At 67.5% G+C, this 16,798-nt stretch carries 12 protein-coding genes and 2 pseudogenes; 11 read left to right on the top strand and 3 right to left on the bottom strand.

Annotated elements, in window-relative coordinates; translation table 11 throughout:
* Positions 1–7 precede the first annotated feature (7 nt).
* The 9 genes and pseudogenes from ACQEXA_RS05945 (at position 8) to ACQEXA_RS05905 (ending at position 9,428) form a co-directional block, all read left to right on the top strand.
* Positions 8–1,528: an ABC transporter substrate-binding protein gene (locus tag ACQEXA_RS05945; protein ID WP_433128887.1), complete on the top strand. Its 1,521-nt coding sequence runs from the start codon at positions 8–10 to the stop codon at positions 1,526–1,528.
* Entirely contained in the window at positions 1,528–2,493 is a 966-nt protein-coding gene (locus ACQEXA_RS05940) for an ABC transporter permease (protein ID WP_432939881.1), read from the top strand. The genes ACQEXA_RS05945 and ACQEXA_RS05940 overlap by 1 nt, the downstream gene beginning before the upstream one ends.
* Entirely contained in the window at positions 2,490–3,368 is an 879-nt protein-coding gene (locus tag ACQEXA_RS05935; protein WP_432936491.1) for an ABC transporter permease, read from the top strand. Before ACQEXA_RS05940 ends, ACQEXA_RS05935 begins: the two co-directional genes overlap by 4 nt.
* A complete protein-coding gene (locus ACQEXA_RS05930) occupies positions 3,365–4,165 on the top strand; it encodes an ATP-binding cassette domain-containing protein (protein ID WP_432936494.1) in 801 nt (266 codons plus the stop codon). Before ACQEXA_RS05935 ends, ACQEXA_RS05930 begins: the two co-directional genes overlap by 4 nt.
* Complete coding sequence (locus tag ACQEXA_RS05925; protein WP_433128885.1) at positions 4,162–4,926, top strand: ABC transporter ATP-binding protein; 765 nt, start codon at positions 4,162–4,164, stop codon at positions 4,924–4,926. The genes ACQEXA_RS05930 and ACQEXA_RS05925 overlap by 4 nt, the downstream gene beginning before the upstream one ends.
* Before the next feature lie 13 nt (positions 4,927–4,939).
* Positions 4,940–5,404 (top strand): annotated as a pseudogene (locus ACQEXA_RS05920) (integrase); the annotation flags it as partial.
* Positions 5,405–5,771: 367 nt separating this feature from the next.
* Positions 5,772–6,257: a Fur family transcriptional regulator gene (locus tag ACQEXA_RS05915; protein ID WP_433128883.1), complete on the top strand. Its 486-nt coding sequence runs from the start codon at positions 5,772–5,774 to the stop codon at positions 6,255–6,257.
* A 131-nt stretch (positions 6,258–6,388) separates the two neighbouring features.
* Complete coding sequence (locus ACQEXA_RS05910; protein ID WP_433128881.1) at positions 6,389–8,002, top strand: ATP-binding SpoIIE family protein phosphatase; 1,614 nt, start codon at positions 6,389–6,391, stop codon at positions 8,000–8,002.
* Positions 8,003–8,186: 184 nt separating this feature from the next.
* Positions 8,187–9,428, top strand: coding sequence for a PP2C family protein-serine/threonine phosphatase (locus ACQEXA_RS05905; protein ID WP_432936506.1), 1,242 nt, complete (start codon positions 8,187–8,189; stop codon positions 9,426–9,428).
* 588 nt (positions 9,429–10,016) lie between these two features.
* On the opposite strand, the gene mptB is transcribed toward ACQEXA_RS05905, so the two are convergent.
* The gene (gene mptB / locus ACQEXA_RS05900; RefSeq protein ID WP_432936508.1) at positions 10,017–11,267 is read right to left on the bottom strand and encodes a polyprenol phosphomannose-dependent alpha 1,6 mannosyltransferase MptB; all 1,251 of its coding nucleotides are present in this window, start codon (positions 11,265–11,267) and stop codon (positions 10,017–10,019) included.
* A 1,261-nt stretch (positions 11,268–12,528) separates the two neighbouring features.
* On the bottom strand, positions 12,529–13,605 hold the full coding sequence (locus ACQEXA_RS05895) for a transposase (protein WP_432936449.1): 1,077 nt from the start codon (positions 13,603–13,605) through the stop codon (positions 12,529–12,531).
* Between the two features lie 867 nt (positions 13,606–14,472).
* On the opposite strand from ACQEXA_RS05895, the gene ACQEXA_RS05890 reads away from it, so the two are divergent.
* Both ACQEXA_RS05890 and ACQEXA_RS05885 read left to right on the top strand, forming a co-directional pair.
* Positions 14,473–15,873: an aldehyde dehydrogenase family protein gene (locus tag ACQEXA_RS05890; RefSeq protein WP_432936510.1), complete on the top strand. Its 1,401-nt coding sequence runs from the start codon at positions 14,473–14,475 to the stop codon at positions 15,871–15,873.
* Positions 15,874–15,990: 117 nt separating this feature from the next.
* Entirely contained in the window at positions 15,991–16,416 is a 426-nt protein-coding gene (locus tag ACQEXA_RS05885; RefSeq protein ID WP_433128879.1) for an alcohol dehydrogenase catalytic domain-containing protein, read from the top strand.
* A 160-nt stretch (positions 16,417–16,576) separates the two neighbouring features.
* Here the strand turns inward: ACQEXA_RS05885 and ACQEXA_RS05880 are convergent.
* Positions 16,577–16,709: pseudogene (locus ACQEXA_RS05880) on the bottom strand (tyrosine-type recombinase/integrase); the annotation flags it as partial.
* Between the last annotated feature and the right edge of the window lie 89 nt (positions 16,710–16,798).

Below are 16,798 nucleotides of genomic sequence, written 5' to 3'. Positions count from 1 at the left end.
CTTCACCATGAGCCTCAAGAAAACCTCCCTGTACGGAGCCGCGACCGCGGCCACCCTTGCTCTGACATTGACCGCCTGCGGCGGGTCCGGCGCGGGTGGCAGCGCCGGGGGCGGCTCCGATGACAAGAACGCCACCGTCAACATCGGCTCGCTGTACGAGCCGCAGAACCTCGACAACACCGCTGGCGGCGGCCAAGGCGTGACCGAGGCCCTCAACGGCAACGTCTATGAAGGGCTGTTCAAGCTCACCGACGACGGCAAGGTGGAGAAGCTGCTGGCCAAGGACTACAAGGTCAGCGGCGACGGTCTCACCTACACCTTTACCCTGCGCGACGGCGTGAAGTTCCACAGCGGCAAGGAGCTCACCAGCCAAGACGTCAAATACAGCCTGCAGAAGGTCATCGCGGACGGCTCCCAGTCGGCTCGCAAGAGCAACCTCGAGGTCATCAAGGACATCGCCACGCCTGACACGCGGACCGTCAAGGTCACGCTGTCGCAGAAGTCGATCTCTTTCGTCTACAACCTCTCCTACGTCTGGATCATCGACTCACAGGCCAAGAACCTGAAGACGACCGAAGACGGCACCGGCCCGTACAAGCTGGGCGAGTGGACCCGCGGTTCCGCGTTGAGCCTGGACCGGTTCGCGGGTTATTGGGGCAACGCCGCCAGGAACAAGAAGGTCGTCTTCCACTACTACAAGGACGCCACGGCCCTCAACAACGCTCTGCTGACCAACGCCGTCGACGTGGTCACCAGCGAGCAGTCGCCCGACGCCCTGGACCAGTTCAAGAGCAATCAGAACTACAAGGTCAACGACGGCAACTCCACCACCAAGCTTCTGCTCGCCTTCAACGACAAAGCCAAGCCCTTCACGGACGTCAAGGTGCGCCAGGCCGTGTCCGCCGCCATCGACGACAAGAAACTGCTGGAATCGATCTGGGGTGGCTACGGCCAGCTCATCGGCTCGATGGTGCCGCCCACCGACCCCTGGTACGAGGACCTCACCAAGGTCAACGCCTATGACCCGGCTCGTGCCAAGAAGCTGCTCGCCGAGGCCGGGTACGCCAAGGGCTTCGCCTTCACGCTGGACACCCCGAACTACGACCCGCACCCCACGGTCGCCACCTTCATCAAGTCTCAACTGGCCAAGGTCGGCATCACCGTCACGATCAACACGATCACGCCCGACGAGTGGTACACGAAGGTCTACAAGAACCACGACTTCACGGCCACGCTCCAGGAGCACGTCAACGATCGCGATCTCGTCTGGTACGGGAACCCCGACTTCTACTGGGGCTACGACAACAAGCAGGTCACCCAGTGGGTGCAGCAGGCCGAGGAGGCGTCCACCACGGCCGAGCAGACCGCGCTGCTGAAGAAGGTCAACGAGAAGACCGCCGAGGACGCGGCCAGCGACTGGTTGTACCTGTACCCGCAGATCGTGGTCGCCAGCAGCAAGCTGTCGGGCTACCCCCTCAACGGCCTCAACTCCCAGTTCTACGCCTACGACATCGAGAAGAAGGGATGATGGCGCGTTACCTCCTGCGCCGCCTCGTCTTCCTGGTGGTGTCGTTGGCCCTCGCGAGCGTGGTGCTGTTCGTGCTGCTGCGCATGCTGCCCGGCGACCCGGCCAACGCACTCACGGCAGTGGGCGCGAGTCCCGAACAGATTGCCGCGGCACGGCACTCGATAGGGTCCGACAAGCCGCTGCCCGAGCAGTTCACCCACTGGCTCGGACAGCTGGCGAGCGGCGACCTCGGCACCTCCTTCGTCAGCTCGCTGCCGGTCGGACCCGAGGTCGCCTCTCGGCTGAACATCACCGTCCCGCTCACCCTCGCCGCCTTCGTCCTCGCCGTCCTCATCGCCGTGCCCGCCGGATTCGTCGCCGCGCACAAGCGCCACACCTGGTACGGCGCCCTGCTCAGTGGTGTGTCGCAGTTGGGCATCGCCGTCCCGGTGTTCTGGCTCGGCATGATCCTCATCGCCGTGTTCGCGCTGAACGCGGGCTGGCTTCCGGCGGGCGGATTCCCGCAGGACGGCTGGTCCGAGCCCGCGGACGCGATCCGCTCCCTCGTTCTCCCGGTCGTCACCATCGCCCTGGTGATGAGCGCGTCCCTGATCCGCTACGTCCGCTCAGCGACCCTCGACGTTCTGGACAGCGACTATCTGCGCACCGCCCGTGCCCTGGGATCGTCGTTCGGACGCGCGATGTGGCGGCACGGTCTGCGCAACGCCTCCGTGCCGGTGATCTCCGTCCTCGGTATCGAGCTCGCCTCGACCCTGCTCGGCGCGGTCGTCGTGGAGTCGGTGTACGCCCTGCCGGGTCTCGGTTCGATGCTCGCCACCGGCATCGCCCAGCACGACTACCCGGTCATCCAGGGCGTGCTGTTCGTCTCCACCCTCGGTGTGCTGCTCATCGGCTTCGCCGCGGACCTGCTCCAGCGGATCATCGACCCGCGGCTGCGCGGACGGCTCTCGGGAGGTGCCCGGTGATTCCGGCCGACGCACTCGAAGCGGCGCGGCCTGCGGGGACACCACAGGGCGGGCGCCGCTCCCGCGTCTCCGCCACGCTGGTCGTCGGCTCCGTCCTCGCCGGCCTCATCGCGCTGCTCGCCGTGGTCTCCCTGTTCTGGCTGCCCTATCCCGCCGACGACACCTCCGGCGGACGGCTGACGAGACCGGGCGGGGGACATCTGCTGGGTACCGACAAACTCGGCCGTGACCTGTTCACCCAGGTGATGACCGGCTCCCGAATCGCCGTCGAGGCGGGCCTGGGGTCCGTGCTCATCGCCGCCACCATCGGCATCGTGCTCGGCGTGCTCGCCGCGTTCGCGCAGGGCTGGCTCGACGACACGCTCTCCGCGCTCCTCGACATCCTGATCGCGTTCCCGACGCTGCTGCTCGCGATGCTCATCGTCGCCGCGCGTTCGGCGACCCTGGGATCCGCCGTCCTCGCCATCGGTCTGGCGCAGAGCGCCGTCGTCGCCCGCCTGGCACGCATCCTGGTCAAGCGCGTCCTGACGCAGGACTACATCACTGCCGCTCGCACCTCCGGCACGTCCTGGTCGCGCATCGTGCTCGGACACGTCCTGCCCAACATCTGGCCCACCCTCGTGGTCAACCTGGCCCTGCAGTTCGGGCTCGCCGTGCTGGCCGAGGCGGGCCTGTCGTACCTGGGGCTGGGCGCCCCACCGCCCAACGCCTCATGGGGTCGCATGCTCCAGGAGGCCCAGGCCACCTTCACCACTGCCCCCGCCGGCGCCCTCGCCCCCGGCATCCTGCTCGTCCTGCTCGTGGTCGGCGTCAATCTCATCGCCGACGGTCTGCGGGAAACCCTCGATCCGGCGACCGGTCGGAGGCGCTCATGACCTTCCTGGACGTACGCGGGCTGACCGTCCGGACCGCCGAGGGCAGAGTCCTGGTCGACGACCTGTCCTTCACCGTGGCCGGTGGTGAACGGCTCGGCCTCATCGGCGAGTCCGGGTCCGGCAAGTCGCTCACCACGCTGGCGGTCCTCGGCCTGCTGCCCAGTGGCATGACCGCCACCGGCAGCGTCGAACTCGCCGGCACCCAGATCGTCGGCGCGACCGAAAGGGCGCTCACTTCGGTGCGCGGCCGGGACGCCGCCGTCGTGTTCCAGGAGCCTCTCACCGCGCTCGACCCGTTGATGCGCGTGGGACGGCAGATCGCCGAGCCCCTCGCCAGACGCAGGGGCCTCAGGGGCGCCGCGCTGCGCGACGCCGTCGGCGACATGCTGGCACAGGTACGGCTGCCGGAACCCGAACGTGTCGCCCGCGCCTTTCCGCACGAGATCTCGGGCGGACAGAGGCAGCGCGTCGCCCTGGCGATGGCCTTGGCCTGTGACCCAGGACTTCTGATCGCGGACGAGCCGACTACCGCGCTGGACGTGTCGGTGCAGGCGGAGATGCTGGATCTCCTCGACACCCTCGTGCGGGAACGGGGAATGGCGGTGATCTTCGTCAGTCACGACCTGGCCGTCGTGGCCCGGGTGACCGACCGGGCTCTGGTGATGAAGGACGGCCGGGCGGTCGACACGGGAACCGTCCACGACCTCGTCCGCTCTCCGCACGCGGAGTACACCAAATCGCTCGTGGCCAGCGCACGGAGGCTGGAGGCCGCTCTGGATCTGAGGAGCCCGCGGTGACGCCCGTACTGGAACTGACAGACGTGGCGCTGCGCCACCAGGGGAGCGCGGTCGACGCGGTGCAGGACATCTCGCTGGCCGTCGAAGCGGGGCGCAGCCTTGCCCTCGTCGGCGAGTCGGGGGCGGGCAAGACGACGCTCCTGCGCCTGCTGCTCGGGCTGGCCCGGCCCACCGCCGGGACTGTCCGCTTCGACGGTGCCGACCTGGCCCTGCGCGACCGGGAGCAGATGCGCCGGTTCCGGCGCAGCGTGCAGTGTGTGTTCCAGGACCCGTACTCCTCGCTCGACCCGCGTCGTCGCGTGGGTGCCGTCGTGGCGGAGCCGTTGCGCTCCCTCGGTATCGACACACGGTCCTCCGCCGTGCCGAAGGTGGCGGCGGCCCTGGAACGGGTCGGCCTCCCGGCCGACGCGATGGACCGCTACCCGCACGAGTTCTCCGGAGGGCAACGTCAGCGGATCGCCATCGCCCGCGCCACGGTGTGCCATCCACGAGTGCTGCTGGCCGATGAGCCCGTCAGCGCACTCGACGTCACCACCCGGGTCAAGGTCGTCGACCTGCTCGCGGAACTCAAGCAGGAACAGGGGCTGACACTTGTGATGGTCTCCCACGACCTGTCGGTCGTGGCGTCCCTGTGCGAGCGGACCGCCGTACTGGAGCACGGCCACGTCGTGGAGCAGGGCGACACGGCTCAGGTGCTGGGCCACCCGGCGCACCCCTACACCCGCCGCCTGATCGACAGCGTGCCGCGACTGCCCGCCTGAACCCGGGCCCGAGCGTCGCCACGCGGACAAGGCTCGGCCGAAGCGCTCCGGCCGACCCGCGGACCATCCACTTGATCAGGGCCTTGGTGTTGCGCCTGGCACGCGAAAATCCCACGTGGGAGTGCCGGAAGGGGCACGGCGAGCTGCGCGTTCGGGGGATCAAGGTGGCTGCTTCCACGGTCTGGGAGATCTTGAAGGATGACGGCATCGACCCGGAGCCCGGGCGGGGCTCGAGCACCTGGGCTGACTTCCTGTGCTCCCATGCCGACGTGTTGCCGGCGTGCGACTTCTTCGAGACGGTCACCCTGACTGGGGCGCGGCTGTGAGTGTTCGCGGTGATCGAGCACGCCAGCCGCCGGGTTCGGATCGTGGGCCAGACCGCGCACCTGTCCGCGGTCTGGGTGGTCCAGGCTGCGAAAAATCTCGTTGTGGACCTGGAGGACGGGGTTGCCGAGCGCGCTTCATGATCCGGGATCGGCTTAGAGGGGCCCTGTCGTCCGCTGTAGAGGGCCAGCGGTGCCGTGGCCAGGTTCCGGCGAGGGGATCAAGGAGCCGAGGTGTCCTGGCCGCCCGGGGCGGGAGGGGACAGTGATGCCGAAGTGGTATGACGGTGGATTAGTTCCATTAAAGATAGGTAAGAGTGGATAGTCTCTATTGTCTTGAATGACTCAAGTATCTAGAGTGGATCGAGACAAGCCGAACGGCCCATGAGGCCGGGGCCGGACGCCGCCGAGATCACGACCTCGCGACTTTGAGCGGCTTCGAAACCGGCGCCGAGAGGTCGTCGGGCTCGTAACTCACTCTGAAGAGAAACGATGGCCAAGTTTCGAGCAGGCTCGGGTCTTGTGCGTCAGGACACCCATCGAGCCGGGACAGCAGGCAAGGATCGAGATGCGCACGAGCCCACGGCTCGAGCCGCAGCGCGCTTGCGCGGGGCGCAGCTTCGGGTGACCACGCAGCGCATGGCGGTACTCACCGCGATCGAGGAATTGGGCGGTCACCCCGACGCCGAGGCCGTCCGGGATCGGGCACAAGAGGTCACAGGTGGGCTGTCCCTGCAGGCCACCTACAACGTCTTGCGCGTTCTCACGGAGGTCGGCCTGGTCCGCTGTACACAGATCACCGGCCAGCAGGCCCGGTACGAGGCCGAGCGGCACAACAATCATCACCACTTCGTGTGCCGGCTCTGTGGCGACATCATCGACGTGGATTGCGTGATCGGCGAGGCCCCGTGTCTTGTGGCCGACCTGCCCGAGTCCTTTCGGGTGGACGAGGCTGCGGTGACCTATTGGGGCGCGTGCCCGCGCTGCGCCGCCTCTGAGCACGGCTGATCGTTTCGCGGCACGGCGCCCGTCCGGCCTCGCGACGCTCAATTTCAGAGTTTGCCCCTGCGTAGAGGACCATCGTGGTTGTCCGCACCCATTCAGAAGTGAAGAACTTGGCGAGCGACACTGGCACGGATATGTTCCGCACTGCCGAGAAGCTCGCCGAGGCCGCAGTGCCCGAACTGGGCGACATCGTCACCGTGGAGCTGCTGGAGCTGACCCTGCGTGGCGAAGCGCCCCCACCCGGTACCCTTTGCGGAAGCACGCCGCTTCGGCGCGCCGCCTTCCGGTCTCTGCGGGGAGCCGGTGGGGCCCGACCCGCCTATGCGGTCGGTGACATGAGTCCGATCCCGCCGACGACCCCCTACCGACAGACCCTTGCCCATCTGCGCCCACGCCTCATCCGCGAGCTGAACGACGACAGCCCGTGGCTCGCCCGCAATTCGGCGCGCGCACGCGTGATGCGGGAGGCGCGGGTGCACTCCCTCATGGTGGTGCCCCTTGTTGTGCGAGGCGTTGCCCTCGGGCTAGTTGCCTTGTATCGCCAGGCTGACTCGGCTCCCTACGACGCGGGCGACCTTCAAGCAGCCGCCACGTTCGCGGAACATGCTGCGTTGTGTATCGACCTCGTCCGCCGCCGCATCCAAGAGCGGGCCCGCGCCCGGCTCCTGCAACGGGACCTGCTTCCTGAGGTGCTTCCATCCCTCAGCGCACTTGAGGCTGCTCACAGTCACGTTCCGGTAGAAGGCTCCGGCGGCGAGTGGTTCGACATCATCCCTCTGTCCGGCGCGCGGGTGGCTCTGGTGGTGGGCGTAACAGAAGGGGAGGGCGCCGACACCGCAGTGGGCATGAGTCAGCTGAGAGCCATGATCCTCACGCTCGCCCTGCAAGACCTGGCGCCCGACGAAATACTCTCGTGCCTGGACGAGGTGGCGAGCCGCCTGGACCGAGAACACGAGGCTCCACGGCGGTACCCCTTCGGCCTGAAGTACGTCGGTTCCAGCTGCATATGTGTGGTCTACGACCCCGTCACCGAGCACTGCTCCCTGTCCCGGGCGGGCGATGCTCACCTCGTGGTCGTCCACCCGGACGGCACCGTGAACTCCCCCGTCCTGGCCTCCCATCCACCGCTGGGCGCCGGTGGTCAGCCCTTCGAGGCCACCGAGATCGACATACACTCGGGCAGCATCCTGCTCTTGAACAGCGGCGGTGATGACGCCCCGCTTCCCGATGCACAGGCGACGGCAGAACGTCTCTACGAGGTGTTGAGCCGATCCGGACCAGATACACAGGAGATCCTTGAGGGTGTCCGTTGCGGCGTGTCTCCCGGGCGCGAACCGGCTGTGCTGGTGACCCGCACCCGGGCGTTCGACGCCGAGAACGTAGCGACCCGGAGCCTGCCACCTGACGCCGCCGCTGTCGCCGCCGCCCGCAGGTGGACCAGTCGGCAGTTGGTGAGATGGATGCTCAACGAACTCGCCTACACCACCGCCTTGGTCGTCAGCGAACTCGTGACCAACGCCGTTCGCTACTCCACGGGGCCGGTGGAACTCCGCCTGATCAATGACGACCGCACACTCATCTGCGAGGTCTCCGATACCAGCAGCGCGGCTCCCCGCCTGCGAAAGCCGGGGCTCAGCGATGAGAGCGGCCGTGGCCTGTCCATCGTGACGCAGCTCACTCAGCATCAGGGGACTCGCTACACCGCTTCCGGCAAGACCGTCTGGACTGAACAAGACCTTCCGACATGAGCCCCCATCCCGAAAGCCGCCACCCTTCAAGAGCCCTTTGGCCGCCGGTCGTCGCGGGCGTCGAAGTCGAGCCCACCGCACCATGTCCGGCGGCAACTGCCCTGGCCAACCATGAGCAGTCCGACCTGTACTCGCTCCGCGAACACGCGCGTGTACGTGCCATTCCCATCGAAGGAGCCTAAACATGAGTGTGCAGGTCAAGGAGCCCACGGCACTCCAGAGGATCACCCTTCGGCCGTTGCGGCAGCGGATCAGCCCCAACTGGCACCTCCGGCGGATTCGGCAAGTGGGTCAGCCGTTCGAGTGGATCCGCCTTGCGCCACTGCTGGTGATCGCGCTGGCCGTGGTGGCGGATGTCCTCACGCCCCACCTGCAGTTCAACCGGTTGTTGGGGACAGCGCCGGCGTTGGCCGCCGCCATGTGGCCATTGGCCGGCACGCTGGCCATCGGACTGCTGGCCTTCGTCGCCGCCATCGGGCTCGCGGCCACCTACAACCACGACTTGGGCGACACACCCAGCCTGTTCACGATGCTGGCGATCACGGCCATCACCCTGGCCGCCGCCTACGCCAGCCGGGTACGCCAGCACCGGGAGCGCACCCTCGCCGATGTCCGCACCGTAGCGGATACCGCGCAGCAGGTGCTGCTACGTCCACTACCGCCCCACCTCGGGCACGTCGACATCGAACTCCTCTACCAGGCCGCCGCCCCGCACGCCCGGATCGGCGGCGACTTCTACGAAGCGCGCCAGACCCAGCACGGGGTGCGGCTGATCATCGGCGACGTGCGCGGCAAGGGACTCCCCGCCGTCGAGGCCGCCTCCGTGGTGCTCAGCTCGTTCCGGGTGAACGTGCGCGACGCACCCGATCTGGCGGACCTGGCAGCCCGGCTGGAGACCAGCATGAACGAATACTGCGAGGACCTTGCCAGTGACGACGCGATGGAGCACTTCGTCACCACCTTGCTGGTCGAGATCCCCGCTGGGCAGCCCATTGCGCGCCTGGTCACCTGCGGGCACCCCCCTCCGCTGCTGCTGCACGATGGAGAAGTACGCGAGGTGGAACCCAGCGCGCCGTCACCGCCCGTCAACATGGCCGCCCTGCTCGGCGCCCACTACCAGGTCGACACTGTCCCCTTCACCGTCGGCGATCGACTGCTGCTCTACACCGACGGCGTCAGCGAGAGTCGCGACCTCACCGGGACCTTCTACCCCCTCAGCCAGCGCATCCGCCGATGGTCCTTGGCCACGCCCCGCCAGCTCCTCACCCACCTTCACCATGACTTGCGCGCCTACGTCTCAGGCGCCCTCGACGACGACCTCACGGCCTTGGTTACGTGTCGCACCGGGCGGCTGAGGGCAGAGGGCTGCGAGGTCGGTGGCGAATGCCCCCTGGAGCAACGCTCCAGGGGGCAGCGGTCCTTGTAGGGCACGGTGCCGCAGCACAAATCGTCGACGCCCAGCGGTACACCGACCGCTGCCTGCAGCCGGTGGGATAGAGCCGCCGCGGATCAACCGCATTCAGGCGTCGAGCCCACCGACCTCCGTCGCGGTGACGAGTAGGGCCTCTCGTGGGGTGGAGGCCGATGACTGACCTCGACGAGCAGCGGGGCCATGGACGGGATCCCGATGCCGGCCGCCGCGAAGCGCGGGCATGCGGCCGTGGCCCGCTCGTGCACCCACGGCGATGGCATGACGACCGGTATGAGGCGGAGACGGCGCAGTGCCAGCGTCTCGCTGTTCTCGTCGCGGTCGCTCGTCAGCAGAAGGCGCAGGAGTGCGTGGCGAGATGGGCCAAGCGCGGCAGCACGACAAAATCATGATGGCGTACACGTCTGTGCACGTGAAGAGACTGAGGCACGGCCAGAGAACGGCGATCAAGACCGTGACCTGGGAGGATGATTTATCGGCACCCGCAAGCAGAAGAACCTTGCGCCCGCTGCTGGACCACGACGCGGGACGACGTGCCCCCTTCAGGGATGCCGTGGCCGTGGCGACCTGGGTGGCGTTGGCTTTTCACCGTGTCCAGCCGTGACCGCCGCTGTTATGGGACAGGGCCAGGACGGCGGTGGTCACGATGAGGTACTGGGTGAGGCGGCCTTGGCTGAACAAGGCCGCCAGTGCCCAGGCGACAGCCGCATACCAGGGCATCGTCCAAGGTGCCATGAGGATCCAGGCGAAGGCGAGCGCGAACGATGCGGCGACGACGGTGGGAGTGTCCGCCGGGACCCGGCGGCGGAGCGCCCAGGCCAGCGCGAGCATCAGGATGGGCCACAGGACACTGGTGGTGGTTGCGGCCGCACGAGGGCCCAGGAGCGCGGTACCCAACCGATCGAACACTGCCCACAACGAGGGTGTAGATACCAGATGCGATGCGGCAGAGAGCGGGGCGAGAGCGTGCAGGCCGTACACGCCGTAGAGGATGGCCAGCGCCAGCGTGGCCGCGCATGTCTGTCGGGCAGCCTGTCGCCACGCGCCTGAACGCAGCAAGGGCCATGCCAGTCCGACGCCGAGCAGGGCGGCACTGATCTTGACACCACAAGCCAGGCCGACTAGCCCTCCGACGACCAGGTCGTGGTGCCATCGAGTAGCCCTGCGGACGAAGTGGATCGCACCGACGGTTAGGCAGGCGACGATGGTGTCCTGATGCCCACCCGCGACCAGCACGCCGATCAGGAGCGGGTTGGCGATCCACAGTAGGCCGGCCCGGACCGGATCGTCGGCGGTGCGGAGCAGCAGGTAGCCGGTGCCCAAGAAAACGGCTGCGTTCGCGAGCATCAGCACCCATATCGTCAACCACGGCCGATCACCGCCGACGAATGCCGCGACGGCCTGCCACCACGTTGCGACAGGCCCGTACACAGAGGGGGTGTTCTGCCACCCCACGCTCACCAGCCGTGCGTAGGCCCCTCCCAGTTGGGCGGGGGTCGTTGAGTACGGATCACCGCCGAGCGCGGCGATGCGGCCGTATGCGGCGTAACTGGCCATGTCGGAGGAGCCGACCGGGGTGAGATCGGCGACGACGAGCACGGCGAGTGCACCAGCGCGGAACAGGAGCCGCGGGTTGGGACTCCAACCCTGCCTGTGGGCGTTGAGCATGCCGAGTGTTCCGAGACAGGACAGCGCGATGGCAGCATAAGTGACCGCCGCGGAGACGGTGCCGGGCATGGCAGGCAATCGAAGCCAGGTGATCGGTGCCCTGAGCGTGTTGTGGTTGGGTGCGCTCGCACCGACCAGCCCGAACAGTGCGATACCTGCCGCGGACATCCATACGGCTGCGCGTGGCCGAGGCTGCGCAATGACCAGCAGCGCCGGCGAGGGAGCTGTCCGGATCCGAGCCGCAGAACGCAGAGCCCGTCCATCGTTGTCGGTCCTCACGGTCACTCTCTGAGTCGCTGTCGGGTCTTGTGCGTCCGACGTCGAGTGCAGTCGAAGGGACCGCAGACGCAAAGCTACGCGGACCACCGAGGTCCGTACTCGGCCGGGTCTTGGAGCTTGGCAGTGGTGCGCGGACGAATCAAGCCCGGACTCCGGCAACGTCACCGGCTTCGCTTCCGTCACGCTCTCCGGCGTCACCGTGAACGGCAAGCCTCGGGGCTCATGGCCGCTGTGGACGGGGAACGTCGTCGACATGAGCGGGTCCAGGATGACACGGTCTTCGCCCTCCCCAACGGCGGCCGTAGGTTCACCGCCGCCGGTGCTGGGAACGGGGGCTGCTTCGGCTTGTCCTCCGCGGGCGCGGTGCTCGTCGGCTCGTCATTGAGCTGCCGGGTGACCGGGGTGCGGAAGCCGTTCGTGGAATTGCAGATGGCGTCGGGCTTGCGTGGCTGTCACCCTTTGCCGCCGATGACCGAGCGTTCCGTCCAGCCGTGGGCCTGGCGCAGCGAGGATGCCTCACGGAGCTGCCGGAGTTCATGCGTCAGTCCGCTTCATGCGAACGGCTTACTTGCGCAATGGCCTCCAAGGCCGCCTGCCCGGTCGTGTGGGCGGAGTCGTCCTTGCGCAACCACGACCGTATCGTTGGCGCTCAACTCGCCCCTCGGACACAACCACTGACAATACGCAGTGAGGACCACGACCGTGGGGTCGTGGTCCTCACTGCGTATCTGTAGTCCGTAGCTGGTGGTGATGCTCGGGGCTGACCTGCAATCCGGTGGGGTGATCCCGCTGCGCGATCGGGTGTGTGATTGCGCCCATGCTCCGTACGCGTCGTGTGTTGTGCTCGATGACCCTGAAGTCGAACAGGAGTGCGCCGGCCAGGGTGTGCGCGGGGCCGACCGGCGTCGCGCTCAGTCCGGAGGCGGGGGTCGCCCTGGTCGAGTGGCGCCCGGCCCGTGCGAGGAGGTCGTGAAGGCGACTGGGGCGCGGAGTTCCGCTAGGGCCGCGAGCCGGTAGATCTCGCGTCCGTGCAGTACTGCACTATGTGGCCTCGTGACTGGGTTTTTCCGTCACGTAGGTGCCGCGCTGGGGCTGTCCCGCGTGAAAACCCTGGTTCGGGCTGCTGATCAGGCCGTTTGTCTGCCTGTCGTCAGGCTGCTTGCTGGTACTCGTTGATGAGGCCGCCGAGTAGTTGAGTGCGGCGGACGCGGCCTCCGAAGGGGATGACAGGTGCCGTCTGGCCGGTCTCCGAGGCTTGGGGAGATCGTTGGTGGAGGGATTGGTGGGGGCGGTGCCGGTTGTAGTGGTCGGTGTAGGTGTTTAGGACGGTGCGCAGGTGCCGTTCGTTCATGATGAGTAGGCGGTCGGTGCACTCGCGGCGGACGGTGCCGACCCAGCGTTCCGCGAAGGCGTTTTCCTTCGGCGATCTCGGCGGGGAAAGTAGCACCTGCACGCCCGCGTCGGCGAGCACGGCGTCGAAGGCGTCGGAGAACTTCCCGTCCCGGTCGCGTAGGAAGAACCGGAACCGGTCCACCCGGTCTTCGAGGTCCATCATCAAGTTCCTCACCTGCTGGGTCACCCAGTCCTGGTTCGGGTGCGCGCTGATGCCGAGGACGTGCACTCGGCGCGTTGCGACTTCCATGACGAACAGCACGTACAGCCGCCGGCAGAACGCGGTATCCACATGGAAGAAGTCGCAGGCCAGCAGTCCGGAAGCCTGGGCGCGTAGGAAGGAGGCCCAGGCGTCGTGAGCCCGCTGGGGCGCGGGCGGAATGTTGCCCTGACGCAGTACTGACCGGACGGTGGCGGCGCAGACCGTGATGCCCAACCGGGCCAGCTCTCCCTGCACTCTGCGGTGTCCCCACAGCGGATTCTCCCGCGCGAGACGCAGGATCAGCTCCCGCGTCTCCTCCGATATCGGCGGCCGACCGGGGCTCGTGTGGGGGTAGGTCCACTTGCCGGCGATCAGCTCTCGGTGCCAGCGCAGCAGCGTCGCTGGGGTGACGAAGAAGCTACTCCAGCTCTGTCTGGGCAGCAGACGCGACAGGGCCGCCAGCAGGACCCGGTCGGCTGGTTCCAACTTCGGTTTATCGAGCTGGCGTTGGAGCACAGCGAGCTGGTGCCGCAGCACCAGCAGTTCGGCGTCCTTGGCAGCGTTGCCCAGCAGCCGCAGGCCCGCCAACTCCAGCGACCTGCGCGTCAGCAGATAGATCCATGACCACCGCATGGATCTCGATCATGCCCCGGTCTACCACCGTCCCGCAGCGAAACGTCCTGATCAGGGGCCCGAACTCGGGTTTTCACGCGGGACAGGCTGCATCCGGTCGATCAGCCGCCCTGATCGACCGGACACAGCCCGGCCTGTGTTCGATTGCGGAGCAGCTGAGGAGGACCACCTGTTTCACCACGACCGCCAGGGACCCCACCGCCGGCACGGATGACTACCCTGGCGAACCACTCGCTGGTCGGTGGGCCACTCCTGCGGCGGCTCCGTGATCAGCGCGGCCGCCGCCGGCGACTCAGAGGTCACGGCGCTGGTCTCCATGGTCGCCTTCACCCCTGCGAAGGGCGAGACCGCGGTCGGCATCCCGAGCACGCTCCCCGGGAGCAGCCTCGGCCCCAGTCTCAACGCCTTGCCCTTTTCCGCTCCCTGGCGGCGGCACCGGCACCGACTTGTACATCAAGGCCGACAAGTTCCGCGACCGGTTCGCTGCCGACGTCGGTGGCCGCATCCGGGCCTGGGTGCGGCCTCCGCCCGTCCGGATCCCGCCACCCCCGCAGGCGGCGCTGCCGGCCGTGCCCCAGCCAGTGCGATTGTCGACAGTTGCAGATTAAATTTTCTACTTATATAGTCTGCTTATAGTTCGACCGTGCGGGTTCAAGATGGCGAGCCACGCAACGGAGTGGATCCCGTGGGCGTGACGTGCGGACAGGGCTGTCCTGGTGGAGCCAGTCGCCGAACAGCCCGCAGCGGCCGCACCCACCGCGAGTGTGGCGAACACCGGCCGGACGATCCGAAACCGCGCCACAGGCACCGCACCGCCGGCTTCACGCCACCTCGCCGGCGAACCAGACAACGACAAGGAAGTCATTCATGACAACGCACACTGCGGCCGATGCATCGGCCTTGGCGTACCGGACCGTCAACCCGGCGACCGACGAGGTCGTGCGGGAGTGGGCCACCGCGACGGACGCGGAGGCCGAAGCACTCCTCGCCCGGGCCCACGCGGCCTATCTGAGCTGGCGTCAAACCTCCGTGGCCGAACGCGTCCGCCTCTTCCGCCGCTTCGCGGATCTGGTAGACGACCACGCCGACGAGCTTGCTCGGCTCGTCACCCTGGAGATGGGCAAGCCCGTCGCCGAGGCCCGAGGGGAGGCCCGCATGGCAGGCGAGATGTTTCGCTACTTCGCGGAGCACGGACCGGCGCTGCTGGCCGACGAGGAAGTAGAGGTCGTGGGCTTCAGCCACATGGTGGTCCGGAGGGAGCCGATCGGCGTGGTCCTCGCCATAGAGCCGTGGAACGGCCCGCTCTACCAGGCGATGCGTCCCACCGCGCCGAACCTCATGCTCGGCAACACCGTGCTGGTCAAGCCGTCCGAACTGTCCGCCGGATCCACCCTGCTCCTCGCCTCGCTGTTTGCCCAGGCCGGCTTCCCCGCCGACGTGTTCCAGACCGCCCTGATCACCCACGAGCACGCCTCTTCCTACATCGCCGACCCCCGCGTGCGCGCCGTCACCCTCACCGGTTCCGATCACGCTGGCTCCGCCATCGGTGAACAGGCCGGACGCCACATCAAGCCCGTGGTTCTGGAGCTCGGCGGCTCCGACGCCTTCCTCGTCCTGGACTCCGCCGACATCGACAAGGCCGCCGCCACCGCAGCCACGTGCCGTCTCTACGGTGGCGGGCAAGTGTGTGCCTCCCCGAAGCGTGTCATCGTCACCGAGGCTGTCGCCGAGAAGTTCACCGCAGCCTTCAACGCCGCCTTCGCCGACCAGAAGGTCGGCGACCCGTTCGACCCCGAGACCGCCATCGGCCCGCTCTCAAGCCGCAGGGCGGTGGACATCCTCCAGGGCCAGTACGAGGACGCGGTCGACAAGGGCGCCACCGTCCTCGTATCCGGCGGCCGAATCGACGGACCAGGTGCGTTCTTCCGGCCTGCGGCGCTCTCCGGGATCACTCCGGAGATGCGCCTGTATACCGAGGAGGCGTTCGGCCCATTGGCCATGATCTATACCGTGCCGAATGCCGACGCCGCGGTGGAGCTGGCCAACAGCTCTCCCTACGGGCTTGGAGGCACGGTCTTCGCCGAGAACCTCGACGAGGCCCGCCGGGTGGCCGGACTCCTCGACACCGGCATGGTCGGCATCAACCGCTGGCTCGGCGCCCCCGCCGAGATCCCCTTCGGCGGCACCAAGCGCTCTGGCGTGGGCCGCGAAATGGGCCGCACTGGCTTGGATGCCTTCGCCAACCTCAAGACATACGGCATCGCGTAGCCGGAAGAAGTGCGCCGCCGACACCTCAACTGGCAGAGGTGTCGGCGGACGTGGGGGCTGGAAGCGCGTCAGTTGACCTGCCCGAGAAGCCGAAGCGGTACGTGTGCTGCTGCCGCAGTGGTTGATGCGCCCGCTGGACGTCGAGACATCCAAGGTAAGAAGCAAGAGTTCATGAAGGCGTCCATAGCCGAAGGACTCGGCAAGCCATTCGCGGTCCGCGAAGTCGACATCGCCGCACCGCTGCGGCGCGAAGTCCTGAGCGACGTGAAGGCGTCGGGACTGTGTCTTTCGGACCTGAGCGTCGCGACCCTCGACCTCGGCCACGAGTTCCCCATCGTTTTCGGGCACGAGGTGGTCGGCGTCGTCAGCGCGGTGGGCTCCGGCGTGACAAGCATCCGCGTTGGCGCCCATGTGGTAGGCAGCCTCCTGCCGTTCTGTGGCAGGTGCGTCAACTGCCTGTCCGGCAGGACCCATCGCCGCCTCCCCAGGACCTTCAGATGCTGGCCAGGGGCGGTGGCCTGTACCCCATCCGACCTGCCCTGACTGCCGAAACGACCTCAGAGCATCAGAATGGACGGGTCAAAAGGAGTCTAAAGCGGGTGTCGCAGGTTCGAATCCTGCCTGGGACACCAACCAAAAAGCCCCGGACGATCACGGTCCAGGGCGTATTGACGGCGGTTTTCGACGGCAACCGCGTCTCAGCTCAGGCAGCGGGCGGACGGCGCTTGCGAGCGGGCCAGGTGGCTGACGGCCTCACGCTTGGTGTCGTGCGCGACATGGGTGAACGCGGCCATCGTGATGCTGATCTGGCTGTGGCCCAGGATCTCGATGATCACCGCCGTCTTCCTCCATCGCGCCGTGGACCACAGGAGCGGCCCGGCGGACATGAACCCGTACTCTGACGAGCCTGACAGGCGGCGGTTGC

The sequence above is a fragment of the Streptomyces sp. CA-106110 genome, from assembly GCF_050936285.1.
GTDB lineage: Bacteria > Actinomycetota > Actinomycetes > Streptomycetales > Streptomycetaceae > Streptomyces.
The sequence above is the reverse complement of the archived record's forward strand: the minus strand, read 5'-3'. Positions and strand labels throughout refer to the sequence as shown.